At 71.7% G+C, this 22,004-nt stretch carries 23 protein-coding genes; 13 read left to right on the top strand and 10 right to left on the bottom strand.

Translation table 11 applies throughout. The features are described from left to right. Positions 1-116 precede the first annotated feature (116 nt). Positions 117-1,184, top strand: coding sequence for an RNA ligase RtcB family protein (locus tag C8E87_RS24430; protein WP_133875246.1), 1,068 nt, complete (start codon positions 117-119; stop codon positions 1,182-1,184). A 156-nt stretch (positions 1,185-1,340) separates the two neighbouring features. Here the strand turns inward: C8E87_RS24430 and C8E87_RS24425 are convergent, their stop codons facing one another. After that, positions 1,341-2,081 carry a dienelactone hydrolase family protein gene (locus tag C8E87_RS24425; protein ID WP_133875245.1) on the bottom strand — a complete coding sequence of 247 codons (741 nt, stop codon included), beginning with the start codon at positions 2,079-2,081 and terminating at the stop codon, positions 1,341-1,343. 105 nt (positions 2,082-2,186) lie between these two features. On the opposite strand from C8E87_RS24425, the gene C8E87_RS24420 reads away from it, so the two are divergent. Continuing rightward, positions 2,187-2,759, top strand: coding sequence for a hypothetical protein (locus C8E87_RS24420; protein ID WP_133875244.1), 573 nt, complete (start codon positions 2,187-2,189; stop codon positions 2,757-2,759). Here the strand turns inward: C8E87_RS24420 and C8E87_RS24415 are convergent. The 3 genes from C8E87_RS24415 to C8E87_RS24405 all read right to left on the bottom strand — a co-directional run bounded on the left by C8E87_RS24415 (position 2,756) and on the right by C8E87_RS24405 (position 4,526). Further along, positions 2,756-2,953: a hypothetical protein gene (locus C8E87_RS24415; protein WP_133875243.1), complete on the bottom strand. Its 198-nt coding sequence runs from the start codon at positions 2,951-2,953 to the stop codon at positions 2,756-2,758. The two genes, C8E87_RS24420 and C8E87_RS24415, sit on opposite strands and share 4 nt — an antisense overlap. Before the next feature lie 99 nt (positions 2,954-3,052). Beyond that, a complete protein-coding gene (locus C8E87_RS24410; RefSeq protein WP_133875242.1) occupies positions 3,053-3,934 on the bottom strand; it encodes a GlxA family transcriptional regulator in 882 nt (293 codons plus the stop codon). Between the two features lie 7 nt (positions 3,935-3,941). Beyond that, complete coding sequence (locus C8E87_RS24405) at positions 3,942-4,526, bottom strand: cysteine hydrolase family protein (protein WP_133875241.1); 585 nt, start codon at positions 4,524-4,526, stop codon at positions 3,942-3,944. Positions 4,527-4,642: 116 nt separating this feature from the next. Here C8E87_RS24405 and C8E87_RS24400 point away from each other — a divergent pair, with 116 nt between their 5' ends. The 3 genes from C8E87_RS24400 to C8E87_RS24390 all read left to right on the top strand — a co-directional run bounded on the left by C8E87_RS24400 (position 4,643) and on the right by C8E87_RS24390 (position 7,154). Continuing rightward, positions 4,643-5,509, top strand: coding sequence for a S66 peptidase family protein (locus C8E87_RS24400; RefSeq protein ID WP_166661227.1), 867 nt, complete (start codon positions 4,643-4,645; stop codon positions 5,507-5,509). Positions 5,510-5,577: 68 nt separating this feature from the next. Further along, positions 5,578-5,919 carry a YciI family protein gene (locus C8E87_RS24395; RefSeq protein ID WP_133875239.1) on the top strand — a complete coding sequence of 114 codons (342 nt, stop codon included), beginning with the start codon at positions 5,578-5,580 and terminating at the stop codon, positions 5,917-5,919. Continuing rightward, entirely contained in the window at positions 5,916-7,154 is a 1,239-nt protein-coding gene (locus C8E87_RS24390) for an RNA polymerase sigma factor (RefSeq protein ID WP_133875238.1), read from the top strand. The genes C8E87_RS24395 and C8E87_RS24390 overlap by 4 nt, the downstream gene beginning before the upstream one ends. On the opposite strand, the gene C8E87_RS43805 is transcribed toward C8E87_RS24390, so the two are convergent. Continuing rightward, entirely contained in the window at positions 7,114-7,578 is a 465-nt protein-coding gene (locus tag C8E87_RS43805) for a hypothetical protein (RefSeq protein ID WP_166661226.1), read from the bottom strand. The genes C8E87_RS24390 and C8E87_RS43805 overlap by 41 nt on opposite strands. Positions 7,579-7,787: 209 nt before the next feature. On the opposite strand from C8E87_RS43805, the gene C8E87_RS24380 reads away from it, so the two are divergent. Next, on the top strand, positions 7,788-7,979 hold the full coding sequence (locus C8E87_RS24380; RefSeq protein WP_203720468.1) for a hypothetical protein: 192 nt from the start codon (positions 7,788-7,790) through the stop codon (positions 7,977-7,979). A 4-nt stretch (positions 7,980-7,983) separates the two neighbouring features. On the opposite strand, the gene C8E87_RS24375 is transcribed toward C8E87_RS24380, so the two are convergent. From C8E87_RS24375 to C8E87_RS24365, 3 genes are read right to left on the bottom strand one after another with little or no spacing between them, the layout of a single operon-like run. Further along, positions 7,984-8,910, bottom strand: a complete 927-nt coding sequence (locus C8E87_RS24375) for a sugar kinase (protein WP_133875236.1) — start codon at positions 8,908-8,910, stop codon at positions 7,984-7,986. Then, positions 8,907-9,554 carry a bifunctional 4-hydroxy-2-oxoglutarate aldolase/2-dehydro-3-deoxy-phosphogluconate aldolase gene (locus C8E87_RS24370; protein WP_133875235.1) on the bottom strand — a complete coding sequence of 216 codons (648 nt, stop codon included), beginning with the start codon at positions 9,552-9,554 and terminating at the stop codon, positions 8,907-8,909. The genes C8E87_RS24375 and C8E87_RS24370 overlap by 4 nt, the downstream gene beginning before the upstream one ends. Beyond that, positions 9,551-10,144, bottom strand: a complete 594-nt coding sequence (locus C8E87_RS24365; RefSeq protein WP_133875234.1) for a hypothetical protein — start codon at positions 10,142-10,144, stop codon at positions 9,551-9,553. The genes C8E87_RS24370 and C8E87_RS24365 overlap by 4 nt, the downstream gene beginning before the upstream one ends. A gap of 127 nt (positions 10,145-10,271) precedes the next feature. Between C8E87_RS24365 and C8E87_RS24360 the strand changes: the two genes are divergently transcribed. Both C8E87_RS24360 and C8E87_RS24355 read left to right on the top strand, forming a co-directional pair. After that, positions 10,272-11,177: an NADP-dependent oxidoreductase gene (locus tag C8E87_RS24360; protein WP_133875233.1), complete on the top strand. Its 906-nt coding sequence runs from the start codon at positions 10,272-10,274 to the stop codon at positions 11,175-11,177. A 478-nt stretch (positions 11,178-11,655) separates the two neighbouring features. Next, positions 11,656-13,755: an N-acetylmuramoyl-L-alanine amidase gene (locus C8E87_RS24355; protein WP_239079910.1), complete on the top strand. Its 2,100-nt coding sequence runs from the start codon at positions 11,656-11,658 to the stop codon at positions 13,753-13,755. On the opposite strand, the gene C8E87_RS24350 is transcribed toward C8E87_RS24355, so the two are convergent. Further along, positions 13,748-14,389 carry a TetR/AcrR family transcriptional regulator gene (locus tag C8E87_RS24350; RefSeq protein ID WP_133875232.1) on the bottom strand — a complete coding sequence of 214 codons (642 nt, stop codon included), beginning with the start codon at positions 14,387-14,389 and terminating at the stop codon, positions 13,748-13,750. The two genes, C8E87_RS24355 and C8E87_RS24350, sit on opposite strands and share 8 nt — an antisense overlap. Before the next feature lie 54 nt (positions 14,390-14,443). Here C8E87_RS24350 and C8E87_RS24345 point away from each other — a divergent pair, with 54 nt between their 5' ends. Next, positions 14,444-15,997 (top strand): CocE/NonD family hydrolase, encoded by a 1,554-nt coding sequence (locus tag C8E87_RS24345; protein WP_133875231.1) that lies wholly within the window; start codon positions 14,444-14,446, stop codon positions 15,995-15,997. 68 nt (positions 15,998-16,065) lie between these two features. After that, the gene (locus C8E87_RS24340) at positions 16,066-16,830 is read left to right on the top strand and encodes a hypothetical protein (protein ID WP_133875230.1); all 765 of its coding nucleotides are present in this window, start codon (positions 16,066-16,068) and stop codon (positions 16,828-16,830) included. On the opposite strand, the gene C8E87_RS24335 is transcribed toward C8E87_RS24340, so the two are convergent. Beyond that, the gene (locus tag C8E87_RS24335) at positions 16,831-18,522 is read right to left on the bottom strand and encodes a glycoside hydrolase family 13 protein (RefSeq protein WP_133875229.1); all 1,692 of its coding nucleotides are present in this window, start codon (positions 18,520-18,522) and stop codon (positions 16,831-16,833) included. Between the two features lie 82 nt (positions 18,523-18,604). Here C8E87_RS24335 and C8E87_RS24330 point away from each other — a divergent pair, with 82 nt between their 5' ends. The 3 genes from C8E87_RS24330 to C8E87_RS24320 all read left to right on the top strand — a co-directional run bounded on the left by C8E87_RS24330 (position 18,605) and on the right by C8E87_RS24320 (position 22,002). Then, positions 18,605-19,606 carry a glycosyltransferase family 4 protein gene (locus C8E87_RS24330; RefSeq protein ID WP_203720467.1) on the top strand — a complete coding sequence of 334 codons (1,002 nt, stop codon included), beginning with the start codon at positions 18,605-18,607 and terminating at the stop codon, positions 19,604-19,606. 156 nt (positions 19,607-19,762) lie between these two features. Next, positions 19,763-20,908 carry a glycosyltransferase gene (locus tag C8E87_RS24325; protein WP_133875228.1) on the top strand — a complete coding sequence of 382 codons (1,146 nt, stop codon included), beginning with the start codon at positions 19,763-19,765 and terminating at the stop codon, positions 20,906-20,908. Then, positions 20,905-22,002, top strand: coding sequence for a glycosyltransferase (locus tag C8E87_RS24320; protein WP_133875227.1), 1,098 nt, complete (start codon positions 20,905-20,907; stop codon positions 22,000-22,002). Before C8E87_RS24325 ends, C8E87_RS24320 begins: the two co-directional genes overlap by 4 nt. The last annotated feature ends 2 nt before the right edge of the window (positions 22,003-22,004 follow it).

Here is a 22,004-nt window from a genome sequence, read left to right as displayed (position 1 = left end):
GGTAATTCGATTGCCACCCGGGACGGGCCGCGACAAGATCAGCTCATGACGTGCTGACGAACCGCCCGAGCGCCCTTCGCCACTTCGTCATACCCGGAGTTTCCGTTTTGTTCGAAATGAACGAAAAACCCGCCACCGTACGGGTATTCTGCTCTCCCGGCAGCTGGATCGAGTCCGACGCCGTCGACCAGTGCCACCGCGTCGCCGCCCTCGACGGCATGCGCCACGTCGCCGGCATGCCCGACCTGCACCCCGGCAAGGGCGCACCCATCGGCGCCGCCATGCTGTCGTCGGTGCTCCACCCGTTCCTGGTGGGCTCGGACATCGGCTGCGGCATCGCCGTCTTCCCGATCAAGCTCAAGCGGCCCAACCTCGAACGGCTGGCCGCCCGTTTCCCCGACCTCGACCGGGCGCTCACCCCCGGCGACGAACAGTGGCCGCACGACATCCCGGCCGGTCACACCCAGGGCCTGGCCACCGTGGGCCGCGGCAACCACTTCGTCGAGCTGGCCCGCGTCGACTCGGTGCCGCAGGCGGGGCGGGTGAGCAAGGGCGACCTGGTTCTCATCGTGCACAGCGGCTCGCGCGGGCTGGGCGAAAGCATCCTGCGGGCGCACACCGAGGTGCACGGCGCGGCCCCCGCCCCCGATCCCGCCGCCTATCTTCAGGCCCACGACGACGCCGTACGGTGGGGGTCGCTGAACCGCCGCCTCATGGCCGCTCGCGTGGCGCACGCGCTCGGGGCCGCACCGGCCGAGCCGATCGTCGACGAGTGCCACAACTTCGTCGAGGTCCGCGACGGGCTCTACCTGCACCGCAAGGGCGCGGCCGCCGGCGACGGCAGGGACGTGCTGATCGCGGGCACCCGGGGTACCCCGTCCTATCTGGTCGCCGGGCATGCGGGCGCCGAGGCGAACTTCTCGGTCGCCCACGGGGCCGGCCGCAAGATGTCCCGCGCCGACGCGCTGCGGCGCAACAAGGCCAAACACACGGTGGCCGAGCTCCGGCGTACGGCGGTGGGGTCCTTGGTCGTGTGCGGCGATCGGCAGCTGCTGTTCGAGGAGGCGCCGACGGCCTACAAGCGCATCGAGCAGGTGATCGGCGACCTGGTGGCGCACGAGCTGGCCACGCCGGTCGCGGTCACCGTCCCGCTGATCACCTACAAGACGCGGGACCGTTCGTGAGCGTGCGCCTGCTGATCTCGGCCGGGCGCGGGCCCCGGGAGTGCGACTGGGTGCCGGCTGAGCTCGTACGGCGTCTGGAGAAGGAAGCTGCCGTCGCGCGGTGGCGGGTGCACGACGACCTCGTACGGGGAAATCCGGCCCGGGTGGAGAGGCCGGCTACGGGATCGAGCGGCCGCGCAGGAACGAGACGGCCTCGTCGAGCCCGCGGTCGGTGAGCTCGGGGTCGTAGCGGGGGCCGGCGTCGCGCATGAACGCGTGCTCGCCACCGGCGTAGACGTGCAGCTCCAGGTCCTCGTGGCCGGCCTCGTAGAGCGCCGAGACGATCTGGGCCCGCGCGGCGGCCGGCACATGCGGGTCACGGGACCCAAAGATGATCATCAGCTGGCCAGTGATGCCGGCCGCGCGGGACAGCGAGTCGGCTTGGTCGGCCCCGAGCGCGCCGTTGTGCAGGCCGGTCGGATAGAAGCAGACGGTCGAGGCGACCCGATCGTCGAACGCGGCCCGGAAAGCCAGGTGCCCGCCCAAGCAGTAGCCCGCGGCGTGCACGGTGGTGACGTCGGGACGCCCCGCGAGGTGGTCGAGGACGCTCACCCTGTCCTCGTCGAACTCGGCCGTCGTCATCGAGGCCGCACCGGCCAGCCCGGCCCGCTTGCCGGCGTCGTCGAACTCGAGCGCCACCCCGGCCAGCTCACCCCGCGGATAGATCTCGGGCACACACACGATCAGCCCGTACGCGGCCAGGCGCCGGCACGTCCGCAGCGTCGACTCGGTCAGCTGGAAGATGTCGGAGTAGAGCAGCAGTCCCGGCCAGTTCCCGCCGCCGACCGGCGCCAGCACCTTGGCCCGGATCTCGTGACCCGCGCCCGGGATCCGAACGTCTTCCTCGCTCACCTTCATGGCCCGGAACCCTACTAAGAAGATCGCAACCCGTACGCGGTCCGGCGTGCGACGTATAGCGTGTCGTCCATGCGCGGCCGTCCGGGACTGCTTATCGTGTGCGCCATGCTGATCGGCCTGACCGGCTGCAGCGACTCCTCCTCCGAGCCGGGCGCGGCCCCGGCCACGTCCACTTTCGACGACGACCTCGATCGGGGCGACTGCCTGGCCCGGACCGAGGGCTGGCACAAGGTCGCCTGCGACGACCCGGCCGCGACGGTCGAGGTGCTCACAGCCTATTGGGCCGGGAACGCGGTCGCCGGCGCCACCGCCGACGTGGACTGCCCCGACGGCACCGACAACGCGTTCCAGACATCCGACATGAGCGGTCAGTACCGGGGCACGACCGCGTTCACCCACGTCTGCGTCCGCAACCTCAAGCCGCCGCACCCGGGCGACCCCGGCGGCGGAGGCGGGCCGGGACTGGTGGTCGGCGACTGCGTACGGGTCGTGAATCAGCAGTTCGCCGGGGAGGCGCGCTGCGACGGCAAGGGCGAGACCAAACCGACCCACAAGGTGGCGAGGCTGACCAAGCCGTTGTGCGGCCCCGGACACGACGGCGAACTGGTCATCAAGAGCCGCAACCTCGGCGCCCAAGACCCCCTGGACCGCGAGGTCGCCTGCATCAACGCGCTCTAGCCGGCCGGCCCCGCGGGCAGGGCGGCCGACGTGGTCAGGCGGTCGGGCTCGTCGTGCGGCCCCGCCTCGTGCCGGTCGAGGTGCTCGCGCCAGGCCACCAGATGCCGCTCCTGAGCCTCGTTCCAGGGCACCAAGGTCTCCGGGGCCGACGCGACGCCGAGCTCGGGCAGCCACCGATCGAGCGGCGCGCTCACCGCCTCACGATGGTCGATGAGCGTGTCGTCGAGATCGAGCGGCGCGGCGGCAGCACGTTCCGAGCGTAGGCGCGGGCGGGCCAAGACAGGGGCGGGGGGTCAGGTGCGGGAGCGGAGGCGGCGGAGCATGCGGGCGTCGCTGAAGCCGACGGCTCGGGCCGCGGACTCGACGGTGGCGCCGTGGCCGATCAGGTACTCGGCCCGTTCGAGGCGGAGTTGTTGCTGGTAGCGCAGCGGGGTGCGGCCCGTGGCCGACTCGAACAGGCGGGTCAGGGTGCGTTCGCTGACGCCCGCGCCGGAGGCCAGCTCGCCCAGCGGCAGCGCGGCGGTGAACTGGGCGTCGATCCTGTCCTGGACGCGGTGCACGACGTCGCTGAGGTGGGCGCGATGGCGCAGCATGGCCGACGCCTGCTGCTCGTCGCCGTTGCGGCGGGCGTAGACGACCATCTCGCGGGCCACCCGGGCGGCCACCGCGGGGCCATGGCGCTGCGCGACCAGGTGCAGGGCGAGGTCGATGCCGCTGGCGATCCCGGCCGACGTCACCACCCGGCCGTCGCTGACGAACAACACATCCCGTACGACGGTGGCGCGCGGGAACTGCCGGGCCAGCCGATCCTGCAGGTCGTGGTGGGTGGTGCAGCGCCGCCCGTCGAGCAGCCCGGCCCGCGCCAGCGCCTCGGCGCCCGAGCAGACGCTGGCCACCGTACCCCCGGCGGCGTGGTGGGCCGCTATCCGCCGCAGCATGGCCGGGCCGACCGGTTCGTAGCCGTCGCGCCAGCCGGGCACCAGCACCAGGTCGTCGGCGGTCAGCGCAGGCCATCGGACCGCGGCCTGCAGCGTCACCCCCTGCCAGGACGGCACGGATGGGGTCTCGGCCACGTAGTCGAGCCGGTAGCCGGGCGCTGTCGAGAACACCTGGGCCGGGCCGGCCAGGTCGAGCAGGTGCAGCCGCGGGGTCAGGACGAACACCACACGCCGCACGATCCGGTCACTCCCCCAGGTAGTCGTCCACGGTGCGCACGCCGGCGAAGCGGCCGGCCAGCGCGTATTCGGTGCGGGACACCACGTCTGCGGCCGACAGCGTACGCGGGTCGGCCAGCAGCTCCTCGACGGTCTGCTCGGCCGGAGCCGTCCGGTGCGGGATCGGGAACGTGCCGGTTGCGTCGGTGACGAAGGTGACCGCGTACCCGAAATCGGACGCGACCCGGGTGGTGGTCTCGACGCACTGCTCGGTGCGCAGGCCGCAGGTCGTCACGGCGGTGACCCCGGCCGCGGTCAGGAGCTGCTGCAGGTTGGTCGTGGTGAAGGCGTTGTGCGAGGTCTTGACGACGACGTGCTCGCCGGGGGCGGGTTTGAGCTCGTCGACGACCCGGACGTGCCCGCTCTCGGGGTCGAAGAGGTTCCCGGTGCCGGGCTCGGCGTGCAGCACCCACACGACGAGGTCGCCGGCGGCCCGGGCGGCCTCGACCAGGCGGCCCACGTTGGCGATCAACGCGGGATTGTGGAGGGTGCGCCAGAGCGGGCGCTGCCGGAACGATTCCTGGACGTCGATGACGAGAAGCGCGGTTGTCATGCCGACCAGCCTGCGCCTGGCGCCGGGGGCCGGGAAAGACACCATCGCGTCCGGAGCCGGAACGATCCGGTCACATGCCGGAGGCGGCGGGCGAAAAGTCTCGCGATAATGCGGAAGTGCAGAGTGCATACGAGTATGTCGATGTGGTCCGGCCGCCCCGGCTGCGGGCCGGCGACCACGTCCGAGTAGTGGCGCCGACGGGCACCCCCGACCGGGCCGAGGTCGAGCGCACCGCCCAGTGGCTCAAGAACCAGGGCCTCGAGGTCTCGGTGGGCACGCACGCGCTGGACGCGGTGGACGACGGGGAACGGGTCCAGGACATCGACCGCGCCCTGCGCGACCTGACGATCAAGGCGATCGTCGCGGTCGGCACGGGCGCCGAGGCCCACCGGATCGCCGACGACCTGGACTTCGCCACGGCGGCCCACCTGCCGACGCTGCTCGTCGGGTTCCGCGAGTGCACGATCCTGCACCTGGCCTTCTGGGAACGGGCGGGGCTGGCCGGCATCTACGGCGTGCCGGACCAGTCGTTCGTGGCGGCCGCCTTCGGCACCGAGCCGGTGGTGGTGCGCAGCGTTCCCGACTCGCACACGGCCGAGCTGACCACGAGCGGCCGGGCGACGGGGGTGCTGCTCGGCGGCGACCAGGAGCAGATCGCCACCGCCGCCGGGTGGGTCCTGCCCAGCCTGCACGGGGCGATCCTGCTGCTGGAGGCGTACGGGTTGCGGCCCGACCAGATCGACCGGCAGCTCACCATGCTGCATCGCACGGGGCGGCTCAAGGGCGTACGGGCGGTGGCCGTCGGTCGTTACCTGGAGTGCGGGCCGGGCAATGTGCTCGACGTGTTGCGTGACCGGCTGGCGCCACTGGGCGTGCCGATCCTCGGCGGTCTGCCGATCGGTCAAGGGGCAATTCCGGTCGGCACGCCGGCGATGCTGGACGCCGACGCCGGGACGCTGACGATCGAGCCGGCAGTTTCCTAGAGCTGTCGATTCCGGGGCCGCGCCGTTCGTCGGCAGGGTAGAACCGGCCACGACGGAAGGAACTGATCATGGCGAAGTACACGCTGCTCATCTACGGCGACCCGGCCCAGTGGGAGGCGATGACCCCCGAGCAGCGCCGCGCGCACGACGTCGCGCACGAGGAGTTCCGCGCGGCGGCGGGCGACCGGGTCATCGGCGGGCAGGAACTGGAGTCGGCGTCGACGGCCACGACCCTGCGCGGGTTCACCACCTCGGACGGGCCGTTCCTGGAGACCAAGGAGGCGCTGGGCGGGTTCTACCTGCTCGAGGCGCACGACCTGGACGAGGTGCTGGTGCTGGCCAAGCTGCTGCCCGAGGTGCGGGCCGGGCACAGCGGGGTCGAGATCCGGCCCGTCGTCGACCACGGATGACCTCGGTCGCCGACGCCCTGGCCCAGGCGCACCGCCGCGACTGGGCCCAGGTGCTGGCCACCACCGTGCAGGTCACGCGGGATCTGGACCTGGCCGAGGAGTGCACCCAGGACGCGTACGCCCAGGCCCTGCGGACGTGGGAGCGCGACGGCATCCCGGAGCGGCCCGGCGCCTGGCTCACCCGGGTGGCCCGCAACCGGGCGCTCGACGTGCTGCGGCGGGAGGAGGCGCTCCGGCGTCGCCTGCCGCTGCTGGTGTCGCCCGGCACGACACCGGGTGACGACCGGCTCCGGCTCATCTTCACGTGCTGTCACCCGGCCCTGTCGCGCGAACACCAGGTGGCGTTGACGGCTCGCCTGGTCTGCGGCCTCTCGACGGCCGACGTGGCGCGCGCCTTCCTGGTCTCCGAGCCGACCCTGGCCGCCCGCCTGACCAGGGCCAAGAAGAAGATCGCGACGGCACGGATCCCGTACGCGGTCCCACCGCCGGAGGCTTTGGCCGAGCGGCTCGAACCTGTGCTCGAGGTCGTGCACCTGCTGTTCACCACCGGCCACACGGCGCCGACCGGCCCGTCGCTGATCCGGGCCGACCTGACCGCGAGCGCCGTGCAGCTGGCCCGCACGCTGCACCTGCTCATGCCCCGCTCGGCGCCGGTGACCGCTCTGCTGGCGCTGATGCTGGTGACCGACGCCCGCTCGGCGGCCCGGGTCGGCGCCGACGGCCGTCTGTTGCTACTGCCCGACCAGGACCGCACGCTCTGGAACCGCGAGCGGATAGCCGAGGGTGTGGCACTGCTGACCGACTCGCTGCGCCACCACCCACCGTCCCGGTTCTCGGTCGAGGCCGCGATCGCCGCCGTGCACGCCGAGGCCCCGACGTGGGAGCAGACCGACTGGGCGGAGATCGTCGGCCTCTACACGGTCCTGCTGCGGCTCACCGGCAACTCGCCGGTGGTGGCCCTGAACCGGGCGGTGGCGATCGGCTTCCGCGACGGGCCCGCGGCGGGACTGGCGGCGTTGGAGCCGCTGACCGCCGAGCCCGCGCTGGCCACCTATCCGTACCTGGCGGCGGCTCGGGCCGACTTCCTCAGCCGCCTGGGCCGCACCGGGGAGGCGATCACCGCGTACGGGGAAGCCCTGGTTCTGACGGCCAACGAGACCGAGCGTGACTTTCTCGCCGCGCGGGCGGAGACGATCAGGCGTCGAGGAAGGCGGGCAGACCCGCAACCGGAGTGAGCAGGACGACGGCGGAACCGTCGGTGAAGTCGAGCCGGAGGCGCCCGTTGCCCTGATCGGTGGCTGTTCTCAACGCCGTACGGGGGGATTGCCAGAGCAGGCGCAGCTCCCGGGCGGACCGGCGGAACAGGCCCCGCTTGGCCAGCAGGAGCAAGCGCTGGCCGGTCAGGGCCAGCACCCGCGGGTCGTTAACGGTGCGGATGTGCTCGTCGAGGCCGACGGCCAGGCTGGCCGGAACCCCGTGCAGGCCACGCCGGTCGCCGGGGCGGTCGGGCCGGATCCGGCGGAACCGGAACGGCGACAGCTCGGCCCGGCTCAGCCCGGCCTCCGTACGCCCGTCAGCGCGGCTCACCCACACGGCGGAGCGCACCGCCTCGCCCGCCTGCAGGTGCTCGCGCACCCCGGCCTCCACCTCCGCGTCCACCGTTCCCCTTTCCACGCTCCTGGTGGGGTCGAGGCTACGACCGGGAGGGGGTCGGGTTCCAGCCGCCGTTCTCCGAGGCGCACGCCGAGTCGCAGGTGTACGCGGACGGACAAGGCCGCGGCGGCCGTGGAAACGCTCACATCCGTTTGATGCGGCGCCGATAGTTGGGGTACAAATTATTGGCACGGCATCGAATGGAGGGCACTGACATGAGGCTCCGCCAGTGGTTCCGCGAGACGTTCGACGACTGGTGGTTCCGGTCGCTGATCGGCCCGGCCCAGACCAAGGGCGCCGTGCAGGGCTGCGACGCGGGCGCCCGCGAGCAGTGGAAGCGCGACCTCGAAAACCGCAAGCGTTACACCCGTGAGCAGCGCGAACGTAAGCGTCAGGCCCGGCTCTGACCTCCTAACGCCGTACGTCGTCGCCCTGCAACGCCGCCAACTCGGCCCGCGTGGGTGCGCCCTCGCAGTCGCCGGGCACGGTGACCGCGAACGCCCCGGTGGCGATGGCCGTGGCCAGCCGCTCCTCGGGTGAGGCCCCGGCCAGCCTGTCGGCCAGGTAGCCCGCCACGAACGCGTCCCCCGCGCCGACCGGGTCGACCACCGTCACCGGCAGCGCCGCCCGGCTCAGCCGCACGCCGTCGATCAGGGCCGTGCAACCCTTTCCGCCGTCCTTCACGATCACCTCGGCCGGCCCGAGCGCGGCGAGATTTCCCGGCACGTCGTCCGTGTCGACGAACAACGCCGCCTCCCCGGGCGAGGCGAAGACGATGTCGGCCCGCTTGACCAGGTCACGCAGCACGGGCGCGGCGTCGAACCGGCTCCACAGCTTGGCCCGGAAGTTCACGTCGAGCGACACGGCGACCCCGGCCGCCTTCGCCGTCTCGACCGACTGGAAGACGGCCGCCCGGGCCGTCTCGCTCAGCGCCGGCGTGATGCCGGTGACGTGCACGATCGACGCGCCCCGCAGCTCGTGAGCGGGGACGTCGGCCGGGGAGAGTCGCGAGCCCGCGCTGCCCGCCCGGTGATAGTCGACCTGGGCGAACTCCCCGGAACGCCGATGCCGCACCATCAGGCCGGTGAAAGCCTCGTCGGTGACGGCCAGGGTGCGTACGCCGGCCGCGGCTGTCCGCGAGGCGATCAGCTCGCCCGTCGCGTCCGGCCCGACCCGGCCCAGCCACGTCGCCTCGCCGCCCAGCCGGGCCACGCCCATCGCGACGTTGCTCTCAGCGCCGCCGATGCCGAACGAAAAACTCTTGGCGTGCCCGAGCGGGCCGATGCCGTCGGCGGCGACCAGGCCCATCGTCTCGCCGAAGGTGAAAAGCCCGCTCATGACCGCGCGAACTGGACCGCGCTCACCGCGTGCCGGGCCCGGTTGGCCAGGGCGGCCAGGCTGCCCCCGGTGACGGCGTCGCCGACCAGCGGGCCGCCGAGACCGACCGCCTTGGCCCCGGCGAACAGCCAGTCGGCGATGTCCTCGATCTTGACGCCGCCGGTCGGCATGACGTTGACCTGGGGCAACGGGCCGCGCACGTCGCTCAGCCAGCGCGGGCCGAGGCTCGACGCCGGGAACACCTTGACCAGCGGGGCGCCGGCACGATGGGCCGCGTACAGCTCGGTCGGCGTGTACGTGCCCGGATAAACCGGCAGCCCGGCGCCGCGTACGAGATCGACGTCGAGCACCGGGGACACCAGGAACTCGGCGCCCGCGTCGGCCGAGGCCTTCGCGTCGTCGGCGGTGAGCACCGTGCCGGCGCCGATCGCCACCGAGGCGGGCAGCTGACGGCGCAGACCGGCCAGCGCCTCGAGGGCACCGCGCGACGTGAGGGTCACCTCCATCGCGGTGATGCCGTTGTCGGCCAGCACCTCGGCGACGGCGGCGAAATAGTCGGCCGTGGGGGCACGCAGGATCGCGACAATCCCGCTGTCGACCACGGCGGCGGACACGGCGTCGAGGGGAACGCTGTCATCGGTCACACCTTGCGATCCTGCCCGATCTCGGCCAAACCCTCCAGAGGCTCGTCACGTGCGGGGCGTCTCAGCAGTCCCCGGGACCGCCCGTTCGGCGCCGCGGGCGGGGCGGGCGGGGTGGCATCGATGCCCAGCTCGTCGCGGATGGCCGCCTCGAACTGCTGCATGACCAGCGGCACCTGCGTCAGCAACTCGCGGAAATGGATCTCGGGTTGCACCCCGATCACCGAGGCCGGGTTCATCTCGCCGTGCAACTTCTGCAACAGCAGATGCACGGCGAGAGCGGCGCTGCGCACCGGGCCCGAGGCGAGCAGCCGCACATTCATCAGGGCCGGGCCGACCTCGTCGAGGTAGACCAGCGCGGGTACCGGCTTCTCGCCCGCGTCGAACGCCGCGCGCAGACGGAAGGTGTCACGCTCGAAGACGGAGAGCAGCGCCACATACGCCGCCTTGCGTTCCTCGTACCACCTCCTGGTGCGCCGGCGGCGGCTGAGCAGGTAATCGTTACGGGCCGACAGGAGCTGCACCGCCGCCGCTCCGGCAAGGGCGAACAGCGCGGCGATGAGGGGGAGCCCCCACCACGGGACGTTAGACACGGGCTAACGGTAGCGACGCCGCGCCCGGCGGTGGCGGCGGCCGCTCCGATCGTGACCACCCGTCCACCAAAGCCGACCTGTCCGGCGGCTTGACCTCAACCGTGGTTCAGCTTGCACGCTCGGCGGCATGAGAGCTGCCGTGTTCGACCGCTTCGGCCCGCCCGACGTGCTGCACGTGGTGCACATTCCCGACCCGCAGCCCGGCCCCGGCGAGGTGCGCGTACGGGTGCTGGCCGCCGGGGTCCAGCCCTTCGACGTCGCCGTGCGGCAGGGGGAGATGCCGTGGGCCGAGGTGGCGTTCCCCCAGACGATCGGCCAGGAGTACGCCGGCGTGATCGACGCGCTGGGTGAGGGCGTACAGGATCTGGCCGTGGGTGACCCCGTGCTCGGATCGACCATGCTCAACGGCAACGCGGAACTGGTGGTCGTGGCGGCCGCAACCGTGGTGCGCAAGCCGCCGGCGCTCGACTTCCCGACCGCCGCCGCCCTGGTCGCCGCGGCCCAGACGGCGAGCGGCGCGCTGCTCGAACTGGGCGTCGGCGAAGGGGACACCCTGCTCGTGCACGCGGCGGCGGGCAGTGTCGGCACCGTCGCGACCCAGCTCGCGCGGCACGCCGGGGCCACGGTGATCGGCTCGGCCAGTCCGCAGAACCACGACCGCGTACGGCGTCAGGGGGCTGCTCCGGTGCCGTACGGCCCCGGCCTCGTCGGTGCGGTGCGGGCGCTGGGGCTGCAGCCGACCGTGGCGCTCGACGGGGCCGGGGCGGAGGCGATCGCTCAATCCGTGGAACTTGGCATACCGCTCGACCGGATCGGCACAATCGTGGACGATCAAGCGGCGGCCTCACACGGCACCCGGGTGGTGCGCGCCGGCCGCGACCCGAAACGACTCGCGCACGTGGCCGAACTGGCCGCCCGGGGTGTCGTGCGGATGCCGGTGCACGCGTTTGCGCTCGCCGAGGTGGTTGAGGCGCACCGGGCCGTCGAATCCCGCCACAGCCACGGCAAAGTCGTGCTGATCACTCAACCCTGAGGGGGCCGGCCTAAGTACGGCACGCCGTACGAGATGGCGGGTTTCGTGCGGGGTGCTTTCGCCGGCCGCCTTCTGCCGGCTGAGCTACCTCATGCCGAGTGAGCCGGGGTCTCAGGCGTCAACGGGCAGCATGCCGGGGCACATGACCCGTCGACGGGCAGCACGCCGGGGATTTGACCGCGCCTCCTGGTACTACTCCCAGCCATACCCACCCCGTCCAGGGGGCCGCCACCCTACAGACGACGCTACGCCTTTTCGGCGATCATCGATTCGGGTTGTCCACAGGCCGTGTGGAGGCTCTTGGGCTTGTCCACAGGCGTTCGGGCATTTCGTCGGGGATACCCGGGATAGTTTCGGATTTCCGGGACGGGCGGTGCTGGTAGCGGCGAAGGTGTCACTTGGCCGATGAACCAGCACCACGGGGGGACACGTGCACCGGAATCGGACGAAGCTTCTGGCTGCCTCGGGACTGCTTGCGATGATCGCGAGCACCGGCAGCGTCCCGGCACGAGCGGTAGAGCGGCAGCGGCATCCGCAGTCGCAGCAGCGGCCGGACCGGGTCGCCGCCGAGGTCCTGCAGACGGTTGATTTCGGCGGGCGGTCGGCGGCGGTGGTCACGCCGTTCAGCATGGTCGGCGTGACCTGGGCGGATCCGCGCGCAACCGTCGACGGGGTCGTGCAGGTCCGCACGCGGGCGATCGGTTCGGCCCGGTGGAGCCACTGGCGGACTCTCGAGACCGATGGTCGCGCTCCCGCCGACGTACGGGGGTCGTCCGACCCGCTGTGGGTGGGCCCCTCGAACGCGGTCGAAGCGCGGGTCATCGGCGGCCGTCGCGCCCTCCCCCGGGGCCTGCGCCTCGACCTGGTCAACCCCGACGCACCGGAGAGCCCCGCGAGACCGGAATCAGCGCGCGAACAAGCCGAAAACCATAGGAAACGGCAGGAGAAGACCGGCAAACAGGCCGCAGACCAGACGGCACAGCACGAGAAGGCCCGCCAACAAGCCGCCGACAGCACGGCTTGGAACCAGGAAGCGCCCCGGCTGGAGCTGGGACGGCGCAAATCGGCCGTTCCGCTGCCGGCGCGCCCGGTTCCGCGGATGGTCAGCCGGGCGGGGTGGCGGGCCGACGAGACCATCGTCAAGGGCGAAGCGGAATACACCGGCCCCACCCAGGTCTTCTTCGTGCATCACACGGCCACCGGCAACGGCTACACCTGCGCGCAGTCGGCGGGCATCGTCCGGGGCATTCAGACGTATCAGGTCCGTAGCCGCGGCTGGGACGATGTCGGCTACAACTTCCTGGTCGACAAGTGCGGCACGGTTTTCGAGGGCCGCCGCGGCGGGGCCGGCCGCACCGTGCTGGGCGCGCACACCGCGGGTTTCAACGCCGACGCCAGCTCGATCGCCGTGATCGGTGACTACCGTGGGCGCGGGGTCACGCCGAGGGTCCGCACCGTGATCGCCGCCGTGGCCGCGTACAAGCTGGGGGCGTACGGGAACGCGCCGAACGGCCGGGTCACGCTCACCTCCGGCGGTGGCCCCCGTTTCCCGAAGGGGCAGCGGGCCACCCTGTGGCGCATCGCCGGGCACCGGGACGCCGGCCTCACCGCCTGCCCGGGCAACGCCCTGTACGCGCAACTGCCGGCGATCCGCGCGATCGCCGGGGCCGCCCCGGCCGACGTGCACGTGCTGCGCATCGGCGGCACCGCGTTGTCGGCCCGGCGCTACTTCACCAAGGGCCTGATCCAGCCGGTCTGGACGACCAGCACCCCGAGCGGGCTGATCAACCGGTTCGAGGTGTGGGTCGACGGAGTGTTGCGCGTCGCGGCGCCGGCCGGGCACCGGACGACCCGGCTGAGCCTCACGCCGGGCAGCCACACCTTGACCGTACGGGCCCTGCACCTGTCGGGCCGCTCGACCGCTGTGAGCAGCCGGGTCGTCGTCGACGCGGACGCGCCGGTGTTCGCGGCCAAACCGGCCCTCGCGCTGCGGGCGGGCACGGTCAACGCCGGGGCGGTGCCGTTGCGGCTGCGCTGGGACGTCGGCGACGGTGTCGCGCTGGGCTCGGTCGGCTTGACCCGTCCGCTGCCGGTGAACCTGGGCACGACCACGCGCAGCCGGGACGTGGCGGCGCCGCCGAACCGGGCCACGCCGTTCACGGTGCGGGCGGTCGACCGGGCCGGCAACGCCACGAGCGCCACCATCACCCGTACGCCGTGGGTGATCTCGGAAGTGTCCGCCGAGCGCCGTGGAACCTGGCGCGCGCTGCGCAACAAGGCCTATCTCGGCGGCACGGCGGCCGGCGGCAGCGTGCGCGGAGCGAGCGCGAGCTGGACGTTCACAGGCGCCTCGGCGGCGCTGGTCCTCAGCCGGGGACCGAACGCGGGCCGGGTCGGGGTGTTCGTCGACGGGCGGCCGCAGGGCATGGTCGACCTGCGCTCGGCGAGCCCGGCGCCGCGCCAGGTGGTGTGGTCACGCTCGTGGGCGGGCAGCGGCGAGCACACCGTACGGGTGGTGGTCGAGGGAACGCCGGGCCGCCCGGGAGTCGCGCTGGACGGACTGGTCTACCTCAAGTAGCCGCCAGCGCCTGCGTCACCAGACCGGTGATCATCCAGTCGGCGAGGCGGTCGAAGCCGGGCCGGGGGTCGTGCTCCCGGCCCCCGTCGGCCAGCGCCGCGGCCAGCTCGGGGAACTCGCCACCGGCGACGGCCTCGGCGATCAGCGCGACGTTCTCCTCGGGCGGGGTCGCGCCGGCGTGCTCGGCCGTCACGAACGACGCCACGAACGCGGTCGTCAACGCGATGATCTCCAGTTTCGCCGGCCCGTCCAGCCCGGTCGGCGCGAGACAGGCCAAACCCCTTTCCAGGTACGCCAGCATGTTGCGCCCGGTCAGCCGCCGGTTCGGCAGGGCCGAGGGCAGCCACGGGTGCGCCAGCATGAGCGTGCGCTGAGCCTTGGCCAGGGCGATCAGGTCCGTACGCCAGTCGCCCGTGACCCCGGGAAGCCCGGACGGCTCGCTGACCCGATCCACCATCAGGTCGATCAGCCTGTCCTTGTCGGGCACGTACGTGTAGAGCGACATCGCGCCCGCGCCGAGCTCCTGGGCGATCCGGCGCATGGTGACCGCGGCCAGTCCCTCGACGTCGGCGATCCGGATCGCGGCGTCGACGACCTGTTCCCGGGTGTGCGCGGGCGGGCGTCCGCGGGGCATCGAAACCTCCTGCTAGTATTTTCGGTACAACGTACGAGAAATGCGGGGGTAGCCATGCGAAGACTGCCACTGTCCCTCCGACTCCTTGCCCGCCGGGGCCCGAAAGCCCCCTACGCCGTACGCCGTGAGACCGCGCTGCCCGTTCCCGCGGCCGACGGCAGCCCGCTGCTGACCGACCACTACGCCCCGGCCACCGGCGAGCCCTGCCCGACCGTGCTCATCCGGGCCCCGTACGTGCGGGGCGGTTTCCCCTGGAATCTGTTCTTCGGAGTACGCGTCGCCGAGCAGGGCTTCCACGTCGTGCTGCAGAGCAGCCGCGGCACCGGCGGGTCGGGCGGCACGTTCCACGCCTGGAGCAACGAGGTCGCCGACGGTCGCGCCACCGTCGAGTGGCTGCGCAAGCAGGACTGGTTCACCGGCGACCTGTTCACGCTGGGCGCCAGCTACATGGCGTTCACGCAGGCGGCCCTGGCTGTCGACCCGCCGCCCGAGTGGCGCGGCGCCGTGATGCAGGTGGGCCACACCGACCCGTACGACTTCTTCTGGTCGACCGGCGCGTTCGGGCTGGAACGCGCGCTGGTCGGCGGCCTCGCCCTGCGGCAGGGCCGGGTCACGTCGTGGGACATGCTGCGCGGCGCCCTGCGCCTGAAGTTCCGGCTGCGTAAGGCGACCCACGGCGTGCCGCTCCTCGACGTCTATCCGTCGGCGATCGGGGGCCGGCGGCCGGCGCTCGAGGAGTGGCTGACCCATCCCGAGCCCGAGTTCTGGCGCGAGATCGACCTGGCTGCGGTGGCCGGGGCCATGGAGGTGCCGACCAGCCTGCTCACCGGCTGGTGGGACCTGTCGCCGGGGCAGGTCATCGAGCAGTACACCCGGATGCGTGCGGCCGGCCGCGACGTCGACCTGCTGATCGGCCCGTGGACACACACGAACTACTTGGAGCGCGACTGGCCCGAGGCGTTCGCGCAGGCCCTGCGCCGTCTTCGCGGTGAGCCGCCGGCCTACCGGGTACGCGTGCACGTCGGCGGCATCGGCGAGTGGCGCGACCTGCCCGAGTGGCCGCCGCCCGAGGCACACCCGCTGACCCTGCCGCTCGACCGGCTGCGGGCCGAGCGCGGGTGGTCGTTCCGCTACGACCCGGCCGATCCGACGCCCTCGATCGGCGGGGCGCTGCAGTCACCGACCCAGGGCCAGGTCGACAACGCGCCCCTGGAACGCCGGGCCGACGTGCTGTTGTTCACCGGCGAGCCGCTCGAGACGCCGTTGACGCTGATGGGACCCGTACGGGCGGAACTTGACGCGTCGACCACGGCGGCCAGCGGCGACCTCTTCGTCCGGCTCTGCGACGTCGACCCGTCCGGCCTGTCGCTCAACGTCTGCGACGGCCTGACCCGCATGACAGCCGACGGCCACGTCACCGTCGACCTGGGTCACACGGCTCACGTCTTCCGGCCCGGTCATCGCGTACGGATCCAGGTGAGCGGCGGCGCGCATCCGCGCTTCCTGCGCAACTACGGCACGGGGGAGCCGCCCGGCTGGGCCACCCGCCTCGTGCCGGCCGAGACCTCGATCAAGCCCGGTTCCACGCTGGAGCTGACCACGGCCTGACCCGTCCCGACTCGCGGTTGAAGGTTGTGCTCTCATTGAGCACCCTCAATCGCGAGAAAGATCCACCCATGAGACCTGTCCGCTTCGGACCCGCTCTGGCCGCCCTGCTCGTCGCGAGCCTCACGGCGTGCTCGGCCGCTCAGGGGACGACCGCGGCTCCAGTGAGCCCGTCGGCCGCCGCATCCGCATCCCCGGCCCCGTCGCCGTCCGCGCCCAGCCCGGCGCCTACGGCGCTCCGGCCTTCCTACCTCGACCAAAAGCTCGCCGCCTACTCGACCACGCCGGTGATCGAGCGACCGGTGATCGGCAAGGCGGTCCTAGCCAAGTACGGAGAGAAACGAACCAACCGGACGTACGACGCGGTGGTCGCCTATCTGCGGGCCGAGAGCTGGAAGCTGGACCGGCTCCGGCCCAAGGCGAAATACACCCGCGCCGACTTCGCCTCGGTCGAGAAGCCGATGAGCCCGCACGTCCGTAAGGCCTGGCGTCAAGAGCTCGCCAAGGCCCTCAAGGGCGACAAGGAGGCGGCCGGCGAGCTGAAGATGGTGGCCCTGTGGAACCTGGGCGACCACGGCTTCACCTTCGCGCCGACCGGCCCCTACGTGGTCGACGAGAGGATCGGCCAGCCGGTTGTCTACCTCGACGACGAGACCAAGTGGCTGAAGATCAACCTGACCTACAGCGCGAGCGTGCGCATGCTGAAGGCCGGCGTGCCGCACCGGCGCAGTGTGAGCAAGAAGGTCACCGTGACGGTGTATCCCACCGGTGACACGTTCTTACTCGGTTTCTACGACGGCACCTGGGGCCTCGACCCCGACGGACGGCCTGAGTGATCACACCGTTCGCCTGTAGATGACGGCCTGCCACGGCTCCAGCGTGAGGTCTTTCGGGGCCGTCGGCAGGTTGGTCAGCAGCAGCTCGGCGCCCGACCAGTCGTCGTCCAGGTCCGCCGTCACCGTGTCGCCCGAGAAGTTGCCGATCACGAGCAGCTCGGTGCTGCCGAGGCGGCGGGTGAACGCGTACAGCTGCTCGTGGCCGGGCAGCAGCATGGTGAAGTCGCCGTCGACGACCGCGGGCTCGGTGTGCCGCAGCTCGATCAGCTTGCGGTAGTAGTGGAAGACCGAGTCCGGGTCGTTGCGCGCGGCCTCGGCGTTGACCTCGGGATAGTTCGGGTTGACGGCCAGCCACGGCGTGCCGGTGGTGAACCCGGCGTGCTCGGCGGCGGTCCACTGCATGGGCGTACGGGCGTTGTCCCGGCCGCGGGCGCGCAGCACGGTCAGCACCTCTTCGGGTGAGCGGCCCTCCAGGTCGACCGCCTGCGCGTACTGGCCGAGCGCCTCGATGTCGCGGAACTCGTCGATCGTACGGAAGGGAAAGTTCGTCATTCCCAGCTCTTCGCCCTGATAGATGTAGGGCGTGCCGCGATGCAGGTGCAGCACCGTGCCGAGCATCTTGGCCGAGGCCACCCGGTACGCGTCCGAGTCGTCGCCGTACCGCGACACGGCGCGCGGCTGGTCGTGGTTGTTCCAGTAGAGGCTGTTCCAGCCGACGCCGGCCAGCCCCACCTGCCAGCGGTTGAAGATGGCCTTGAGGTTGGTCAGCTTCAGCGGGACCAGCAGCCACGGGTCGGCGCCGCGGTCGGCCCAGACGTGGTCGAACTGGAAGACCATGTCGACCTCGTGCCGCTCGGGGTCGGTGAACAGGATCGCCTCGTCCACCGTCACGCCGGGCATCTCGCCCACGGTCAGCATCGCGTCGCGGCCGGCGAAGACCTTGGCGTGCATCTCCTGCAGGAACTCGTGCAGCCGGGGGCCGTTGATGAAACCGGCCGAGCCGTCCCCGTACAGGGATCCCGCCGTGACGCGGCCGTCGGGCAGCGGCAGCACCTTCGAGATCATGTTGATGACGTCCATCCGGAAGCCGTCGATGCCCCGGTCGAGCCACCAGTTCATCATGTCGTAGACGGCCTCGCGGACCTCCGGGTTCTCCCAGTTGAGGTCGGGCTGCTTCTTCGAGAACAGGTGCAGGTAGTACTCGCCGGTCTTCTCGTCGAGCTCCCACGCCGGCCCGCCGAACACCGAGCCCCAGTTGGTCGGCTCGGCCCCGGGCGTACCCGGCTCGAAACCCTCGCGGGCGGGCGCCCACCAATACCAGTCGCGCTTCGGGTTGTCCTTGCTCGACCGGCTCTCGACGAACCAGGGGTGCTCGTCGGAGGAGTGGTTGACGACCAGGTCCATGACCAGCTTCATGCCGCGGGCGTGCACCCCGGCCAGCAGCTCGTCGAAGATCTCGAGGGTGCCGAAGACCGGCTCGATGTCCTGGTAGTCGGTGATGTCGTAGCCGTTGTCGTCCTGCGGCGACGGATAGACCGGGGACAGCCAGATGACGTCGACACCCAGTTCGGCCAGGTGGTCGAGGTGCGCGATGATTCCTCGCAGGTCGCCCATGCCGTCGCCGTCGGCGTCCGCGAAGCTCCGCGGGTAGATCTGGTAAACGACCGCGCTCTTCCACCAGAGATCCGTCATGGGTCTTCTCTAACACGAGAACGCCCGGTCAAACCGGTGGGCATACTAACCACGTGGTAACTACCAGAATGAGGCATTTGTCGTGAGGGTGGCCATGCTCGGCCCGATCGCGTGGCGCACCCCGCCGTTGCACTACGGCCCTTGGGAGCTCGTGACCAGCCTGATCACCGAAGGACTGGTGGAACGCGGCATCGACGTGACGCTGTTCGCCACGCTCGACTCGATCACCAAGGCCGGCCTGGACGGGGTCGCGCCGACCGGGTACGAGGAGAGCGACGAGCTGGACGGCCGGGTCTGGGAGGCGCTGCACGTCGGGCACGCGCTGGCCCGCTCGGGCGAGTTCGATCTCGTGCACAACCACCTGGACTGGCTGCCGCTGGCCTTCTCACAGCTGTGCCGGGCGCCGATGGTGACCACGATCCACGGCTTCTCGGGCTCGAACATCCTGCCCGCCTACCGCCGCGGCCGGTCCGCGTACGTGTCGATCTCGGACAGCGACCGCTCCCCCGACCTGGAATACCTCGGAACCGTGCACCACGGCATCGACCTGGGCGGGTTGCCCGTACGGGAGACCGCGGGCGACGACCTGATCCTGTTCGGCCGCATCCACCCCGACAAGGGCACCGACCTGGCGATCGAGATCGCGCGGCGGGCCGGCCGGCGGCTGGTGATGTGCGGGATCGTGCAGGACCGGGCGTACTTCGAGGAGCTGATCGAGCCCCGGATCGACGGGGACCGGGTCGTCCATCTGGGTTCGGTCGGGCCGGACCAGCGCGGCGCGATCCTCGGCTCCGGACTCGCGCTGCTGCACCCGATCCGGTTCGCCGAACCGTTCGGGCTGTCGGTGGTGGAGTCGATGGCCTGCGGGACACCGGTGGTCGCGTACCGGAAAGGGTCGATGCCGGAAGTGGTCGACGAGGGCGTAACCGGGCATCTGGTCGAGGACGTGGACGAGGCGGTCGCGGCCCTGGAAAAGGTGCGCCGGATCGACCGGGCGGGCTGCGCGCGACGGGCCCGGGAAAGGTTCTCCCGTGACCGGATGGTGGAGAACTACCTGGAGATTTACCGAAAAATCATCAGCTGAATAGACTCGGTTGTTAACGTCACATTGCGAATTGCGCGTTGAACCGGGCAATTTCCCGAAGCTCCGCAATGGCGTTGTGCGCGGCCGCCAACGGCCTGCCCGCGCGCGCTGAGCCGTGCTTGCGGACAGGCAGCCCAGCACGAGAAAGGCTTTGTCATGCCCGCGACGTACGGTTTTCTGAGCACCTACCCGCCGACCCAATGCGGTTTGGCGACCTTCAATGCGGCACTCGCCTCCCACCTGAGCAATGGCGGCTCCTCGGGAGTTGTCCGGCTGCTGTCCAAGGACAGCGTCTCGGGCGGGATCGAGCTGGACCGGGCCGCGCCGCGAACCGTGCACACCTGGCACACCGACACCCCGGGCGGGTGGCGGACCGCGGCCGAGATGCTCAACCGCTACGACGTCGTGATCATCCAGCACGAGTACGGGATCTATCCCGGCGACGCCGGCAACGAGGTGCTGCCCCTGCTGCGCGCCCTGACCGTGCCGTCGATCGTCGTGCTGCACACCGTGCTCAGCTCGCCCGATCCGCTGCAGCGGCAGGTGCTCGAACAGATCGCCGAGGCGGCCGACGCGGTCGTCACGATGACCGACACCGCGCGCCGGCGGCTCACCGACGGCTACGACGTCGACCCGCGCAAGATCTCCGTCATCCCGCACGGCGCGGCCAGCCGGGGCACCGGCCCCCGCGAGGACCACGACCGCCCCACCCTGCTGACCTGGGGGCTGCTCGGGCCGGGCAAGGGCATCGAGTGGGCGATCCGGGCCCTGGCGCTGCTCGGCGACCTGGATCCGGCGCCGGTCTACACGGTGGCCGGGCGCACCCATCCCAAGGTGCTCGAGCAGTTCGGCGACGTGTACCGGGACTCGCTCAAGGAGCTGGCCGCCTCGCTCGGGGTGACCGGCTCCGTGCGCTGGGAGGACGCGTACCTGGAGGAGGACGAGCTGTCCCGGCTGATCCGCTCGGCCGACGTGGTGGTGCTGCCGTACGACTCCACCGAGCAGGTCACCTCCGGGGTGCTCATCGAGGCCGTCGGCGCCGGGATCCCGGTCGTGGCGACCGAGTTCCCGCACGCGGTGGAGTTGCTGGCCGACGGCCCCGGCCTGCTGGTGCCGCATCAGGACCCGGAGGCGATGGCCTCGGCGATCCGGCACGCGCTCGCCGAGCCCAGCCTGTCGGTCGGCCTCACCGGGCTGACCGGCGGGCCGACCCTGCGCTGGCCGGCCGTGGCCGCGCGCTACCAGTCGCTCGCCGCGCGCCTGCTCACCCGTACGCCCCTGGCCGCCTCGGTCCCGGCGTGACCACGTCCAAGGCCCCCAATGGGCTCCGCCTGGTCCCGCCACCCATCCAGCTCGCCGACGCTCCGCAGCCCGACTGGTCGCACGTGATCCGGCTCTCCGACGACACCGGCCTGCTCGAGCACGCGCGCAACGCGACCGTCCGCCGCGAGCACGGCTACTGCGTCGACGACGTCTCCCGCGGCCTGCTGCTGATCTGCCGTGAACCCCGCCCGACCGTGCAACTCGTCGGGCTGGCCGAGCGCTACCTGGCGTTTCTGACCCACGCGGGCAGCGCGGACGGCGGCTTCCGCAACCGTTTCTCGTACGGGCGGACGTGGGAGGACGACCCGTCGACAGGTGACTGGTGGGGCCGGGCGCTGTGGGGACTCGGCACCGCCGCCGGGCGCTCGACAGTGCCGTGGATCAGGCGCGAGGCGCTGAACGCTTTCCTGATCGGCTGCCGGGCCCGCTCGTCCTGGCCCCGCGCGATGGCGTTCGCCGGGCTGGGCGCGGCCGAGGTGCTGCGTACCGACCCGCGCGCCGCCGAGGCCGCCCAGCTGCTGACCGACGCGGCGACGGTGATCGGCCTGCCCCCGGGTCAGGCCGACTGGGTCTGGCCCGAGCCCGAGCTCACCTACTCCAACCCGGCCCTGGCCGAGGTGCTGATCGCGGCGGGCGATCTGCTCGGCGACGAGCAGCTGCTGCGGGGCGGGTTGCGGATGCTGGCCTGGCTCTGCCGCGAGCAGGACCAGGACGGGCACCTGTCGGTCGTGCCGGTCGGCGGGTGGCGGCCCGGGGTGCCCAAGCACCGCTTCGACCAGCAGCCGATCGAGGCCGCCGCAACCGCCGACGCCTGCGCCACCGCGGCCGCCGTCACCGGCGACGACCGCTGGGACGAACAGTTGTTCCGTGCGGTCGCCTGGTTCCTCGGCGACAACGACGGCAAACAACCGATGTACGACCCCCTAACCGGTGGATGTTATGACGGACTGACGGTTAATGGCCCTAATGTGAATCAAGGAGCCGAATCCACCCTCGCGCTCGTCTCCACGCTGCAGCATGCCCGCACGCTGGCGAGCCGGAGCGCGACCCGACCGTCAGGCGGCCTAGCGTGACC

Origin of the sequence: Paractinoplanes brasiliensis, from assembly GCF_004362215.1 — a bacterium.
GTDB classification, from domain to species: domain Bacteria; phylum Actinomycetota; class Actinomycetes; order Mycobacteriales; family Micromonosporaceae; genus Actinoplanes; species Actinoplanes brasiliensis.
This window is presented reverse-complemented; position numbering and strand designations above follow the sequence as displayed.